Origin of the sequence: Chitinophaga sp. CB10 (genome assembly GCA_001870995.2) — a bacterium.
Taxonomy (GTDB): Bacteria; Bacteroidota; Bacteroidia; order Chitinophagales; family Chitinophagaceae; genus Chitinophaga.
The window spans coordinates 1-15,194 of the sequence record MLAV02000031.1 but is presented as its reverse complement, the minus strand read 5'-3'; the positions used below and the strand labels follow the sequence as shown (position 1 = coordinate 15,194).

The 15,194-nt window shown below is 43.7% G+C and carries 12 protein-coding genes; 2 read left to right on the top strand and 10 right to left on the bottom strand.

Going from position 1 to position 15,194, the window contains the following annotated elements; genetic code table 11:
- Positions 1-30 precede the first annotated feature (30 nt).
- The 4 genes from BOC67_RS25325 to BOC67_RS25310 form a co-directional block, all read right to left on the bottom strand.
- Positions 31-285 carry a hypothetical protein gene (locus BOC67_RS25325; protein WP_291915004.1) on the bottom strand — a complete coding sequence of 85 codons (255 nt, stop codon included), beginning with the start codon at positions 283-285 and terminating at the stop codon, positions 31-33.
- A 71-nt stretch (positions 286-356) separates the two neighbouring features.
- On the bottom strand, positions 357-749 hold the full coding sequence (locus tag BOC67_RS25320) for a hypothetical protein (protein ID WP_291915003.1): 393 nt from the start codon (positions 747-749) through the stop codon (positions 357-359).
- 111 nt (positions 750-860) lie between these two features.
- On the bottom strand, positions 861-1,292 hold the full coding sequence (locus BOC67_RS25315; RefSeq protein WP_291915002.1) for a hypothetical protein: 432 nt from the start codon (positions 1,290-1,292) through the stop codon (positions 861-863).
- A gap of 1,626 nt (positions 1,293-2,918) precedes the next feature.
- Positions 2,919-3,554 (bottom strand): Pycsar system effector family protein, encoded by a 636-nt coding sequence (locus BOC67_RS25310; RefSeq protein ID WP_291915001.1) that lies wholly within the window; start codon positions 3,552-3,554, stop codon positions 2,919-2,921.
- Between the two features lie 215 nt (positions 3,555-3,769).
- On the opposite strand from BOC67_RS25310, the gene BOC67_RS25305 reads away from it, so the two are divergent.
- Entirely contained in the window at positions 3,770-5,206 is a 1,437-nt protein-coding gene (locus BOC67_RS25305) for a hypothetical protein (RefSeq protein WP_291915000.1), read from the top strand.
- A gap of 562 nt (positions 5,207-5,768) precedes the next feature.
- Here BOC67_RS25305 and BOC67_RS25300 read toward each other — a convergent pair.
- The 6 genes from BOC67_RS25300 to BOC67_RS25275 form a co-directional block, all read right to left on the bottom strand.
- The gene (locus BOC67_RS25300) at positions 5,769-6,416 is read right to left on the bottom strand and encodes a S8 family serine peptidase (RefSeq protein ID WP_291914999.1); all 648 of its coding nucleotides are present in this window, start codon (positions 6,414-6,416) and stop codon (positions 5,769-5,771) included.
- Positions 6,417-6,682: 266 nt separating this feature from the next.
- Positions 6,683-8,374, bottom strand: a complete 1,692-nt coding sequence (locus BOC67_RS25295; protein WP_291914998.1) for a SusD/RagB family nutrient-binding outer membrane lipoprotein — start codon at positions 8,372-8,374, stop codon at positions 6,683-6,685.
- Positions 8,375-8,410: 36 nt separating this feature from the next.
- A complete protein-coding gene (locus BOC67_RS25290; RefSeq protein ID WP_291914997.1) occupies positions 8,411-11,845 on the bottom strand; it encodes a SusC/RagA family TonB-linked outer membrane protein in 3,435 nt (1,144 codons plus the stop codon).
- A gap of 201 nt (positions 11,846-12,046) precedes the next feature.
- A complete protein-coding gene (locus BOC67_RS25285) occupies positions 12,047-12,955 on the bottom strand; it encodes a hypothetical protein (RefSeq protein ID WP_291914996.1) in 909 nt (302 codons plus the stop codon).
- Entirely contained in the window at positions 12,895-13,404 is a 510-nt protein-coding gene (locus BOC67_RS25280) for an RNA polymerase sigma factor (RefSeq protein WP_291915005.1), read from the bottom strand. Before BOC67_RS25280 ends, BOC67_RS25285 begins: the two co-directional genes overlap by 61 nt.
- 72 nt (positions 13,405-13,476) lie before the next feature.
- Positions 13,477-14,271, bottom strand: a complete 795-nt coding sequence (locus tag BOC67_RS25275; RefSeq protein WP_291914995.1) for a hypothetical protein — start codon at positions 14,269-14,271, stop codon at positions 13,477-13,479.
- A gap of 215 nt (positions 14,272-14,486) precedes the next feature.
- On the opposite strand from BOC67_RS25275, the gene BOC67_RS25270 reads away from it, so the two are divergent.
- On the top strand, positions 14,487-14,930 hold the full coding sequence (locus tag BOC67_RS25270) for a lipocalin family protein (protein ID WP_291914994.1): 444 nt from the start codon (positions 14,487-14,489) through the stop codon (positions 14,928-14,930).
- Positions 14,931-15,194: the final 264 nt, after the last annotated feature.

Below are 15,194 nucleotides of genomic sequence, written 5' to 3'. Positions count from 1 at the left end.
ATATTTGATAAAAGGGTGAGAATATAATTATCAATTTGATTCCCCGGTTTTAAAGTTTACACACTTTGTGAGACAGTCCCCAGAAAACTGCGCTTCGTCATTGTCATCGTCCTCTTCTGATTCAAATGGAGCTTCACCAACAGATTTTTCATCATAGGCATATATGAAAATGTTTTTTTCGGCCATCTTGTCGGTAAATAGAAAACGTTCAAAAAGTTCACCTTTTTCCCACTCAATATTATGTGTTACGATGTTTATCCCTTTGTTGGCTAATAATTTCTCCATAACGTGTATTCGATAAGTTTACAAAAAAGGTTTATATCCCCATCAATAGAATTATAGGGATATAAGTAATATTAACTTTGGTCTTGAGCTTGTAAGCCATCGCCAACAGCTCTTTCAAAAACCTGCATTTCTTTAGTACTGTATTGAATATTCTGCCAGGAAAAGAGCGATGTTCTGGCTAATTCATCTTCAGCATAACCAGAAAGTTCCAGCGATTTTTTGAAATCATCTAAGCCCTTTTCATAAAGATTGATATCTTTTTGTGAAATGGCAATTTTACATCTGGCCATGCCTCTATTGTTGAAAGAAGATTCGTAGGTAATTTTATAATCCTCGTTGTCCTGGAAATCTTCTAATTTGGTAATTATCTCATCGAAAATCTCTAGGGCCTCTGGATATTTTCTTCGCTCCAGAAGATTTAATCCGACATCGAATTGTCTGTCAATTTGCTGTTTATCAATCATAAAAAAAGTTTTATCGGTGGCTAAACTTTACTCAAAGAATCCAGTAATTATCGAAGGCGAAGACAGTACAATTCACAAAAAAAACTCCTAAATCTTTCTGTGAATCAACTGTTATTTAGCTTCTTCAAGGTGCCAATATATTGTGTAAGACCAATCGTCAAATGAATATTGCTTGGATCCCTCCATTTTAGCAAAAAAATCTCCATTACTTTTATCCTCTGCAGATTCTGCACACACATCTGCCTCATCATCATCTAATCTACATTTAAAGGAGACTTTTTCTCCACGAACTACATCTGCCAATTTTAATTTCATGTCAATGGTAATACCGTCTTTCTCATAAGTTCTATCTGGAATATGGAATACACCTTCAGATTCAGACTCCGACTTTGCCTGAAAACAAAAAAGCCAAGTTCCGGATTGTGGGGTTTGGTGCATTATTAACTTATCAATGTATAAGTTGTAAAATTTTTGTTGTGCTGCTGCATTACCTGCAACAAATGTAAAAAGTAATGCGAAAAGTAAAATGATTTTGGATTTCATTTTCCAGTGTTTAGGGAGTTAATTAAATGAATTTGAAAGTTCTGATTTAATAACATATAATTTCAACTTATCAAGATTTTGGAGCTACCGAAATTGTAATTGTACTGTCTGCTTCTAAGATACTCTTTTATTATGATTTTTTAAAAAATCAATTGCGTTTATAACTCGTTAGTCCACTCCGGCGAAAATCCCTATTGAAAGTGAAAGTGATTACTGAACCGTTACCTGCTGATAGCCGTACATATACCGTTAAAAAGTTAATTACAGACTATAGGAACAATTAACATATTTCTGTCTGCTATCCCAAATTTCTAAATATTGACAGCAACCATTAATAATCCCCCATGGTCTTTCTACACTAGGCAAAAAGACCAGGAGGATTCCCCTTTCCCAATTCTTATACCGCAATTCCATTTAAATTAATTATTAGCGGTATCATTATTTTGAATAATTAGTCAACTCAAAAAATGTCATTTTGCGGCATAGATCTTCAAGAATCTACTCCTACTAGCTAAAATGAAAATATGTTAAGAACCACTGGTCAGTCAATTGGATTTGTGGCGATTAAATTCAGATTATTTTTTTTCGTCAAAAGTTGCTTTGCCTATTTTAATACAAAAATCGACAATCGTTTAATCATACAGTGGAAGCCAAATAGAAGATAAATAGAAGTAATATGCCAAAAAAGTATTAATGCCAAAATACGGGCTAACTAAAGCATGGTATCAGCTTTATACATTCAACCATTGAACCTTTCTGCTGGTCACTTCAAGATAATTTTTTCCGAGCCTCTGGTTACACTCTGATTTTTCACTTCCTGTTACACGGATATTTGCTGAAAAAACATTTTTAGAAGAGTCAACGAAACAATAGGCTTAACCGATTGCAAAATTTACAGTAACCTTTGAAAATTGTAATTAATGCAAGCAACTCCTAATCGTACAACGTTTTTTCCACCATCCATTGAGGAAGTAAGGATATACTTTAACCGACACGGATTACCGGCTGCTGAAGCAGAATGCTACTTTTTATTTTGCGGGTTTAAGCACTGGAAAAACAATAAAGGGAAATATCCAAGAAATTGGAAGCAATCCGCATACAATTGGATAAAAAGCATTCTGGGTAAAAAATATAAAAAATTGGATTCAAAGACTGCCAGAACGGACAGTAAAAAGAGGTGCAGTCAATCTATTCCTTAACCAGTTTTCCGTATGAACGCTACAAATAAGCTATAATATTATGTATTACATATGCAAATTCTCCGATACCTGGTCGCTGTACGACGGTACCAAGCAAACAAGTAGATCATTGGACACAGAAGAAATAAGTGGCCTAAAAAAACTCTTTCCTCAATTGCTGAAAGAAAATAAAATCCTGACTGCTTTACAGATCAGTACCATTAACCCGAACAAGTTACTTCAATAAATTTTGTTGAAAAATTGCATACATCGATAAAAAGAAGGCAAATATTTATTTCGGTCCCTCTCAAAAAATACTCCTCGTAATTTGTCCCCAAATTTGATAAAGCCCTGGAATCGATCGATTTCCAAAAATACTCTTTATTACTATCATCTAAATCTAATCCATATTTTTTTCGCATTTCAGCGTTGAACTCAATGTTTGCCACTACTTTACTGGATTATTAAAATTTTGAAGAAAATATATAGTTACCGCTATTACTAAAATCCCGATGCTAAAGAAGAAAAGCCACATAGAAGTTCCAGTGCATTGATATTTGTCCCTTGCTATTTTTGAAATAGAATAGATTTGTTCAGTTAAATGATTGGTATACTGGTCTTCATCGTCTAATATCGAATGTGCAGCTTTTTTATAACTTGCTGCATTAGAATAATTAGCTGCTATATGTCCAAAATAGAGTATGGAATTTCCGGTGTTTTTTAAACGGGGTCTTAACGTCAAAAATGCGTATACAATAGAAGCGATACTTAATAAAGAAAAGATAATGACAAGAACAGTAATAGTCCCAATTGGTACAATTGATTTAAATACATCATCAGCGTTGGTATAAAAAATTGTAAATAATATACCATAACTCGACAAGATAATTGCTGACTTTGTTTCAGAAAAACGTAACCATTCAATATTTTTCTGCAATATCAACCAGTATCTTTCACCGTGATCTACCGAGTTAACTGTAGGTAAATGAGGATTACTAGACATGGGAGTTAACGGTTGGGTAGAAACCGATGGTGGCGTTATGGGGGATTGCGAAGGTGTAGGATCAGGATTACTTGTACTCATATTTATAAGTTAGTATATACGAAAATAAGAAAAATTGCTTTCAATAAACCGGATAACTTGACAATTTTCCTCCCCATAGGGAGCTTTATACCTAGTTATTTTCACGACGATCTTTAAAAAATCAGTAACAATCATCTAACCAGACTTCCATACAAAGGCAATACACGATATTTCTTATATTTGAAGAATGATTTTAATTAATCAGACAATATTACATGAGAATCGAAGTGATCAATCCTGCCGCCTTGGGAAAGGCGATAAAAAGCAAGGGCCGCGGTGAAAACGTATTTGCATGGATCTCTGGTGAGGATTTTTACGCCCCCGCCTTTCGGACCAGGTTGGACAGTATACCCGATGTTGTGAAACCCAACTGGCCCCGCTGCTGCCCACTACATCGAAGTCTAGAAACAAATATTACCGACTATCTCCGGCAATTTCCCAATTGCTGTACCTTGCATGCGCGGTTAAACACCCCGCCTTCCTGGTATGACCGTGAGAAATTTGTAGGGGATTTGCCAGCGAAAATACTGGAAACCGCCCGCCAAACCGAAAACTTATGGGCAGCCAAGATCGAGGAACCCGACTGGTATGAACACATCACCGAATTTCTGGAATACGCCTACGAAAGTTTTGGGCAACTCCCCGAGGGCTATGGCGCCCCGATTGCCCTAAACGTCTACACGGCCTATTTGCGCAATATGATCGAACGGGCAGCCGAAACATACCCCGACAAAGTGCCTAAACTCCTGGCCTTTCTTAAAAGTTACGAATCCCCCAAGGGCAAGGCAAAACCAACCGATGTTAATGAGCTGATCGTCAAATATGATCGCTGGATGAAAGAATTTCCATGGCATATCAGCTATCTGGCCCATTTAAAGCCTCATTTTGAAAATCAGCTTCCCATTCTAAACGGGGCTCCGATCTATAACCGGTATTCAGGGATAAGCAAGGCGAGGATAATTACCGAAGAGCGGATGATTGAATATATAATTAGCGCTACCACCATGATTTTACAGGCAGTTAACGTCAAAGCACTCCAGGACAAACAATTACTAACAGAACCCGACAAAAAACAAATTGAACTAATCAACGCGCGCCGTGATCATGAACTCCGACAACTGGGTCAAAACTTTAAGGATGAACGGGCCAAAGTAAACCGCATTCTGAAACAGTGGTACAGTGGGGAAATCCGGTACCTTAAAGACATGGCCCCATTTCTACAAAAAATGGATGACCTTCAACCAGAGGCCCGTCCCTCCAAGACCACTATTGCCATTGACCTTGACAAGATAGAAAACGTGTTTTGCCGGCAAATGCCCATCAGTGAGGTGAAAGCACATTTTTTAAAACTAACACGCTCCGCAAAAAACGGAAAGCCGTTCCTGGCCGAGGAACAGGTTTACCAGTTCATTGCCCGGGCTTTCGGAGGAAATGACAAACTGCCAAAACAACGAATTAATTACGGTCACGGCGAAAAACGCCTGGTCATATCCTTATTTGCGGAATTTTTCACAACTGCTTCCCGCGAATATGAGCCAAGCGCCCACTGCAAACTCAAATACATCAAATTGCTGTCTGATCATTTTGAAGGATGGCCGGAAAAGCAGGTACAAGAGAACTTCAAGGTTGTTGCCGGCGCATGGAACGCCTAGAAAGTCAAAATACTTCTTTTCTACCCAAACTACCAGAATCCGCCTGCAGCCGTCATAACGAGTAAGTTTGCCATATCAAAACTTAGATATGAAAACTTCCAATAAAAAGATCAAGGTACATCTGATAGGCTTCCTTCGTATCGACACCGAAGGACTCAACTATAAGGAATTTTGCACCATCCTGGTTGCCATCTTACTGTTTGTCTGTATTTTCATGGCCTTGGCTTTACTTTTAGGGATGCTGCCATCTCTGATACAAAGCACTAAGATCGTTAAAAGCATCTGGGGGCTACTATCTGGTTAACAGCTAAAAAAGTCCTTCAAGGAAAAGCCTAACAAAACATAATCCAGAAATTTCTTATTTTTACCCCGTGTCAATGTGATTCCCCAAAGGGAGAAGCATTCCGCGAAAAATACCAGCACACTTCAAAATATTGGCTCACAGGTGGCTCATAGCCGCAGAAAGGAACTGAAAATCAATTACATACGGTTCCAGTTCTGGGCACCAAAAAGGAGAAATCGATACAAACTCGATTTCTCCTTTTTCTTTTAGCCATAGCCCTTACCCGGTGTATATATTACTTTCCTTTTCCTGTACGGGCTTCGGCGAGTTCCAATGCCGCGGCGGTACTATCAGCACATCTTTCTTCATTGCATGCTTAACTGCTTCATCAACGATTGCCTTATGCGGTGAAAAATGTTTACCAAAACTCATGTTGATGATCTTTGCCTCATTATCTACTGCATAGCGGATGGCATTCGCCACGTCTTTATCTCTCTCATCCCCTTGTGGTATAGCCCTTATTGACATAATACGAACATTATCCGCCACGCCATCCATTCCTTCACCATTATTCCGGACAGCGCCTATGATGCCTGCAACGTGCGTACCGTGGCTCGCTTCGGGCCCCGTTGCATCTGCATTGCCATAGCCTGCCTCCACCAGGTTCAGGGAATCGTCGCTTACGATGGAGCGGGGGTCATAGTCTGCATTTAATGAATACTCTACTTCTGCACGGCTATGTTCCAAGGGGCCGTATATTTCTTTGTCGCGAAAACTCTTCACATCAGGGTAATCCTTACTTCCCCGGACGATCATGCTGCGCATGGATGCCTGTTGCATCGACACGGGCTGGAATGCAATAAAATCCTCCCGGGAAGGCGATGTTTTACCTATGGCCAGGATGATACTGTCAGTAACTTTTGCCATGCCAGAGACCCCCTGCAGTTGCTGCTTCGCTCCTGTATTCATTAAACAAGATTGCGAATGCTTGTTCATCGCCTGCCGCAACCAGTTGCAGCAGCTCTTTCTCATTATATGTTGGTAATTCCCGCAATGACTTTGGTTGATTTTCTCCGGACTTAAAGTTACAAAAAGTTAGTTAGCCAGGTAGTCAATAAACAGGGAACCAGCATATAAATGCAGCTCCGGTACCTGTAATGTGAATAAACTAAGTTCCTGTGGCCCCTCACTTTTTAGTTTCCTTTGCCAAAATCCGGCGCCAGCTTATCATACCAAATCCGTTGTGTACTCAGCGTTGGCAAATCCTGTGCATTCGGCGTAAATCCTTGTTGCTGCATCGCTGTATTCCAGTTCGCCCTGTTCACCTCCCCGGGATCCGTCAGCCAGAAGCGGCGTGGAATCAGCTCGTTGAATGGCTCCCGTGCATAATAGGCTGAATTGTTCTTAGGGTACCCTGTTCTTCTGCAAAAAACAAAAGCCTCATTTGGTTGCCGGTACAATCCCAGGTACTGTTGCACGTAAATTCTTTCCAGGTTATTTATCCCGTTAAATTTGACATCGGGCTGATTCAGGTAAGCATTGATTTCCGTGAGGCCGTTGCCGCTAAAGGCCACCATGGAACCCGCTGCAACAGCAATCGCATTCATGGTCTGAATGGAGGAAGTAATGCCTTTAATATACCAGTCTTCCGCCGAACCTTTGGTATCCACGCCACCGGCATAGCCCTTTTGAATAAATTCAGCGATGTAAAAGCAGGTTTCCGCATAGGTTACCGGCACATCCATGAAATTACCCGTTGCCTGGTTTAGCTTCGGAGAAAAGAAGCGGCGATTGATCGGCGATATCAGGTTGTACTTCGTGTACTGACTAACAATGAAACCATTACTGATATAACCAGCCACTGTCGGGTTGGTGGTCCAGTCGGCCGGGCCGCCCTGGAACTGAATCAGTGGATCGGCAGCGTTGATGAATGCCGGTAATTTCACGTTATACTTAGCCAGTGTATCCTTATAGGCGCCTACAAGGTCATTGGATTCAAAGTAAACCGGCAGCCGGGGATCCCTGCTTCTTTTCATAAACGCCATAATAGAGGTAGTGGCATAGCGGCGGCTACGGTAATCGATATCCGCACTGGTTCCAAAAGGGGTAAAGGTAGTGTTAAGGTATTTCACCTGTGAGTCATCCCCATTGATTGGTCCAATCGGGTCTTTCATCACTTCCTGGAAAACGGACTGGCATTTTGCCTTATCGGCATTTTCCAACCTGGCAGCTATACGAAGTTTCAGTGTATTGGCCAGCTTCACCCACTTTACCCAATCGCCCTGGTAATAAATATCATTTACGCCATAAGTAACCTGGGATGTCAGGCTGTTGTCCGATAATACCTTTATAGCATTGTCCAGCTGTGACAACCAGTTATTCATCAGCGACTGCTGATCGTCATACACCGGGCTGTACCTGGCATCATAACGCCCTTGTATAGCTTGTGAATAGGGGATAGCGCCGTTCATATCCGTTACCTTCAGACCATGCAATACCTGCAGCACATAGGTCACCTGGGCGATTTTCTGATAGTCGCTTTTGTTAGGCATTACATCTACCTGCCTCCTGATTTCATACAGGTTAGGAAGTATTTGAAGGTAATAGTTACTATACCTGGTATTGACGTTGTTGGTTATTTCAAACGGGCTGGAAGTGACATGCTGCGTAAAGCGAAGGAGTTGCTCCATGCTTTCCCATACCCATTCGGTACCCTGGTAGGTGATAATTTTATCTTCCACATAACTTAAAAGGAATTTGACATCCGGTTTCGACACCAGGCTGGGGTCCGTGTTGATATCCCCGAAATTTTTTGTGCAGGCGCTGCTTCCCAGTAAGCCAAGGAAGATTGCCGCTTTTATATATTTAGGCAAGTGCTGTTTCATGATGTATATTTTTTTGGTGATAGCAATGGCGCATCCTTAGAATCCTATCTTAATTGTACCAGCAATAGAACGGACCATTGGTAAAAATCCTTCCTCTCCGGAGAAAGCCGTGTTGTTAGAGTTATTGGAGGCCGGATTATAATTATACGGTAATGAGTTATAGAGATACAGGAGGTCGCGGCCCACGATAGCCACGCTCAGGTTGTTAAGCATCAGCCTCTTGCAGAGCGCTGATGAAAACTGGTATGCCAATGACACCTGCCTTAATGAAATCCAGGAATTCTTTTTGATCCAGTAATCGGAAACGCCGGTAGACGAAGATCCATAACGATAATAGAACTGTGGCGCGTGCGTAGGTTCTACATACCCTTTTTCATATGCCTGCTGGTAGGTAAGGCCGCCTACATTTACCTGCGATCCGTCCGGCAGCGTCACCATCTGTCCTTTAGCAAATACGCCGTCGGGAATTAAACCATCATCATAGGTTTGGTTATCATATTTACTGGTCCAGGTGATACCGCCATGCTGCGCGTCCCTGCCGGCCAGGGTATTAGGCAGTACGCCGGTATGCGTACCATAACGGTAGGTCAGCAGTACAAAATCGCCGCCGATCTTGGCATCCAGCAATACGTTTAAGGAGAGGTTTTTATAGCGGAATGTATTGGTCCAGCCGGCGCGGAATTTTGCATTGATATCCCCCACATCCTGCAGGGTATTGCTGCGCGCAGGAAATGCCGCACGAGCATCTGAACGCCAGGCCAGTTCTACCTTACCATTGTTTGGATCATCAATCGGTTTACCATTGGCATCGGTAGCCTGGTACTTTTTGGACTGGATAGTGGTGCGCAGTGTGCCATAGGATTTACCCACAATCGCCCAGGTGCTGATTTCCCCCACATTGGCTTTCAGGTCATATTCCGTCCTGCCGGGATATAGAGATTTGATCAGGTTCCTGTTAAATGAATAGTTCGCGCTGGTGGTCCATTCAAAATTTTTGGTTTTTACCGGCGTAGCATCCACCATCAACTCAAGTCCCCTGTTCTGGATATTACCGGCATTGATGATTATGCCTTCCAATCCCGTTTCCGGTGGCGTGCCAATATCCAGAATCTGGTCTTTGGTATTATCCTGGTAAACGGAGAAGTCAAACCCTAACCTGTTTTTAAGAAAGCGCATTTCCAAGCCTACCTCTTTGGCAATCTTCCGTTGAGGCTTTAATCCCGGTACAATGGCAATGAACTTCCCGGTTAATGGATCCGGATAGCGGCTGTAGGTGGAAATCGGCAAGTCCTGGCCGTTGGACATCGTGTAGCCATTAAAGGCAAAACCCGGGTTGATCGTAAACGGATCCGTATCGCTACCTAATCCGGCAATATTTCCTCTCAGTTTACCAAATGTAATCCAGTCCGGCATCTTAAAGGTTTCAGTAAACAACCAGGAAAGGCTGACAGCCGGGTAACTATAAAAATTGTTGCCGGTTCCGTTGGTGTAAGTTAATGCGGAAGACCAGTCGCCACGGAAGGTACCCAGCAGGAACAGCTGGTTTTTCCAAGACAGGTCCGCGCTTGCATAAATGGAATTAAAGGCTTTTCTGTTTTTCACACCCCCTTCTGCTTTTGGCTTTTCTACGGAATTGGCCAGGAAGTAATTCCCCGGGTAACTCAGCCCTCCTACCGTCTCACTATAATTATAAGTTGTTTTAAACCGCTGCGTTTCCCCTCCTATATAACCGCTGAGGTCCAGGTCCTTCGTGAGGGTTTTATTAATGGTCATCATCCATTTCAGGAAATAACTTTCCTTATTGGTATGGCCCAGGCCGTACAATCCGCCTGCAAAGTTCTGTCCCTGGCCAAGCTCCTTATTTTCGTTGCGGGTGTACAGGTTATTCACATTCCCTTCCAGTACCATTTTTGCCCAGGGCGACAATGTAGCGGTGATGGCTACACGCCCGCGAACGGTTTGTTCGTTCTGAAGGTATTCATTTTCAAACAGGTTAAACCAGAAACGGGATTCCGGCACTTTGTTCGGCTCATTGGGATCAGCCGGGTTAGGCGCGCCTCCAAAAATGCTGGTGTATTTATCCCGCTGCATCCAGTATTTGGTATCATAGTTACGCGGTAGCAACCAGGTGAAGAGTTTCCCGAAGTTATAGGAAGCGAATGCATCCAATCCGCCTAACCTTGGAGGGTTCTTACCACTGAAATTGGTGTAGTTCGCGCTGACATCCGCACTCAGGGTTTTATTGATTGTATGCGTCACGCGTGCTTCCACACTGTTCTTGAGCATCGTATTCTGCCGTACGATGCCTTCACTGGAATTGCGTGTATAGGAAACCCTGAAGGTAGAACGGTCATTACCGCCGTCAATGGCCACATTAGTAGTAGATCCGCGTCCTGTCTGGAAGGCATCAAGGAAGTTATTGGGCTGGGCCACGTAGCGGGTGGTGGTTCCATCGTAATTAATCACTTCCTGCCCGTCTAACCGGGGGCCCCAGTTCTCCAGCTCCCTGCCAACGCCCCGGTCAATGTACGGTTTCCCGGAAGCAGGGTCAATAGGGAACACCTTGGTGCGCCAGGCGTCCGTAGGCAGGTAGTTGGGATCGCGGTTATCCGTGAAGAAAGCCCCAACCGTACCTCCACCAAATTCATTTTGAAAGTCTGGCCCGGCATAGGGCTTAAAAACATTGAAAGTCTGGCTAACGCTCACGCCTAAACCCTTTCGCTCCTTCCCTTTTTTTGTGGTGATCAACACTACCCCATTAATCGCCCGGGAGCCGTATAATGCCGCAGCTGAAGAACCTTTCAGCACGGTCACCGTTTCAAAGTCTTCCATATTGAGGTTCTTCAGGTCATTACCGAAGTCGCGCCCTGTACCGCTGAACGTATTATCATCCATGATCACCCCATCGATTACGAATATGGGTTGGTTGTTATTTCCGAGGGTGGAGTTACCGCGGATCACAATTTTGGTACTGCCAAATAAGCCACCGGCTCCCTGGTCGATCTGTACGCCGGCTACTTTTCCCTGCAGGGCATTCACAGGGTTTACTTCATTGGTAACCGCCAGTTCTGCTCCTTTTATCTCTGTGGCTGCAAAGCCCAGGCTCTTTTTAGCCTTGGTTATACCCAACGCAGTTACCAGTACTTCGCCCAGCTGCTTGTTATCCTCCGTCAGGGTTACATTGATGGAAGTTTGTCCATTCACGGGAACTTCCTGGCGTATAAACCCGATGGCGTTAAACACGAGGGTACCATTGCCGGCCACGGTAATGGAATAAGCCCCCTGACCATCGGTAATGCTTCCTGCTTTGGCGCCTTTCGCCAAAACAGTAACACCTGGCAGTGCCTCCCCTTTGCTGGAAGTAACCTTTCCGGTGACTTTAATATTTTGTGCTGATAGGAGATAGCTGCAGCAGAAGAGGAGGTACATCAATAATACCCCGCGCTTGCAGCAGTGTCGACTTGTCCACATACGTTCTGATTTTTAGAAGTTGATAATTAATGATTGCTTAAAATTTGGTTGATACGCGTGCGATTGATTGCTATTTATAGTTTGGTTGATTACAGGGATCTCTTGACAATGCCTAAACGAAATATACGATTAATTGTTCACCGTAGGGATGATGATTTTTTAAGTAGTAATAAGGCTGGAATGGATACGGTTTAAGCGGGGTTACTCGCTTTTTGTTGTGGAATCTTTTTTCACGCCGATTCTGTAATCATCTTCCGAAATACCTTTTATGCCTTTGGCCTTTTTCACGGGTGGTTGTGCCGGTGCTGCCGGTGTCACGGCTGCTGGCTGTACCGGTTCCGGTATATCGGTTTCCTGTTGCGTTTCTGTACTATCAACCTGCATAGGGGCAATGATAATACTATCCGGTTGCGAGTGGGTTGGAGCTTGCGCAGGGGGTATCTGTACCGGCATTTGTGCAGGAGGCAGGGTAAATATTATATCTGGCGAGATAATAAAACTGTCCGGAGTAGGCGCTGCCACGTTTTTTTCCGCCGCCCGCCCGGAGGGCGCCATAGGCAACGTCGTCACTGGCCGGGTATAAACGGCAAACAATACTGATCCGGCAACGGCAGCGGCGGCAGCGCTGGCGAGGCTGATCCAGCCGCCGGTACTGATTCTTCCGAATACCCTGGCTAGGCCGGAAGATCTTTCCGTTTCGGAGGTGGTGGGTGCTGACTGCCCTCCAATCGAAGCGGTCCCCGCAGCATTTTCTGATTCAAAGCCGGCTGATTTTATTGGCAGCTGTGCTTCTGGTGTACTTTCGGGCTTAGTACTGATTTCAATGTTCATTAAGGGGCCATTCCCATCACCAGTCTCCTGCTGACCAGATAAGTCGTTGGCTTTCGGCGAATCAACCTTTTCATCACTGTCCGATTTGCTTATCTCACCACTTTCCACCACATCCAGCTCCGCATCAATAGCCGCCCAGATGCTGTCCGCCATATCGGGAACAGGCATTTGATTCAGCAGTGCTGCCATTAATTTTTCGGATGGTGTGATTGATTCCACTATATAATCGTTGCCTTTAATTTTTGCTGAAGTATTTTCCTTGCTTCGCTGAGATGCCACTTGCTGGTTCCTTCGCTTATATTAAGCTGGGTGGCAATTTCCCGATGCGTATAGCCATCAATTGCATATAGCACGAAGACGGCATGTGTAGCGGGCGGTAGCTGACGTATTAGTTGCAAAATTGCCGCTGCATCGTTTTTTTCGATAATACTGTTTTGTACCATTGGCTCTTCGGCTGCTTCCAGCTCGATGCTGGTGAAACGGCTGCGTTGCTTTATATGGTCCAGCGCTTCATTGATAATAATCCTTTTCAGCCATCCATGTAAGTTACCTTTTGTGCTATCAAATGATTGCAAGCTTCTGAACATTTTCAGAAAGGATTGAGTCAATATATCGGCTGCCTCCTGTTCATCCGTGGCATAGCGCATGGCAATAGCCATCCCAAACGCGTAAAGCTGCCTGTAGAGCTGCTCCTGCGCTTTTCTGTCGCCACTTCGGCAAGCGGTGATTATATTGCTTAAATCCTGTTCCAGAAAATCTACAACCTTTTAGTCATTTATGCCCTCTTGTTAAAATGCGATTTACCATTTTGCATCATTTACCTGCCTTGCCAGCAGAGCGGTTGATATTGCGCTGATGTTCAGCTTTTCGGCATTATCCAGCTCATTGTAATACCATATATTATGATCAATAAGGTCTACAATCCCGATCACACCACCGGGAGTACTCAATTCATATCCGGAAAGGACCTTGAATGGCAATTTGCTGTTCTTACCATTGGAAAGTTCGGTCTTCCTGATGCTTAATGGTTTTATAAAGATCGTGTCAGTACCGTTTGTAGCCAGCCCACTGTCTTCCTGCTTGATCAGCGCAATGGGATTTTTATCTTGGGAAGCTTTCCGGTCGTAAAGGTTAGTCATGAGCAGTTCCCAGTTACGGCCTCCGTTTAGGGTATCTCCGCTTATTTTCGCTGAAAATATATAACTATACTGCTGGACGATGCCTATTCCGTTGAGGACACTTTTACTGTTCAGTACCGAGTATTCGTGCCGCCGCTCCACTTCCCTTTCAGCGCCAAAGACCTGTAGGGTATTACTCCCATCGCTTATGGAAAACCTAAACCGGGCTTTCTCGTTCTCCACCGTTTCTGCCTTGGATATACCAAACTGGTTCAACACAAGGTTGTCCAGGAAAAATAGCTTTCCCCAGCCCGGGTATTTAAGCTGCATCCCTCTCTTTATCCGGGATGTGCTATAATTGGAAAAGGACATCTTGCCCCTGTGCGCACCTTTTACATGCAACATAGTCGCCTGCTCTCTAAAGCGCTCCGGCACTGTAAGCTTCATAGAGGGACCGCATCCTGCCAGTAATCCCAAAGAAATGAATAATAATAATGGCCTGCTGCTCATTAACTGTGTAATCTTTAACTTCTAAAGTAATATTAACCGGGAATATAATAGCCCCGCTTATCATAATACCTCAGATTTTTAAAAGGCGTTGGGTAAATGAAAAAAAATATTTTTTCCCGGGGGTACCCAACCATTTCCTTCCGGTAGGAGGTATTACTGATATATCAATTCAAAAGATGCATATGAAAAACAACATGACCCTTGCAGTAGCAGCCCTTTTATCCGGAATCCTCTTTTCCTCCTGTAAAAAAGAAGACAGCACCCCATCCAAAGGCTGTGAGGTTAGCCTTACAGGCCTTGCAGGCAATTATAAGCTAACAGGAATGCAATACCGGGAAAGTGGCACTAAAACCCCGATTGACTATATGCCGTACCAGGAAAAATGCGAACTGGATGATGTATTATCCCTGAACAGCAATGGCACCTACAATTACAAGGATTTAGGCCTGCAATGCGATCCGAATGGTAACGATTCCGGCAAATGGGAAGTAAAAAACGGTCAGCTGATTATTGATGGTATCCTTCATGGCACCATAACGGCATATGACTGCAAAACGCTTACCTTTTATGTGGACAACACGATCGTTGAAGGCGACAGGATGACCACCATTTTAACGAAACAGTAGACGGCATACCCGTAAACAAGCATATCCCGCGGCGCGCAGCGGGATTGCAGTAATGGCGAAGTGTGATGACAAGTACGGCAAGCTCATAGACGAGAAAGTGAAGGCCTCTAAGATGCATTGGAGAGCTATATTAATTGCTATTCGGCGGAATGGCTCGTTCTTGATAATGGGAGACTGTAAAATAAACTGTGTCAAAGGCTAAAAAAACAAGACCTTTAACACAGTTTTTTTTTATGGAACAACAAGAAAAATTTGACTACGAAG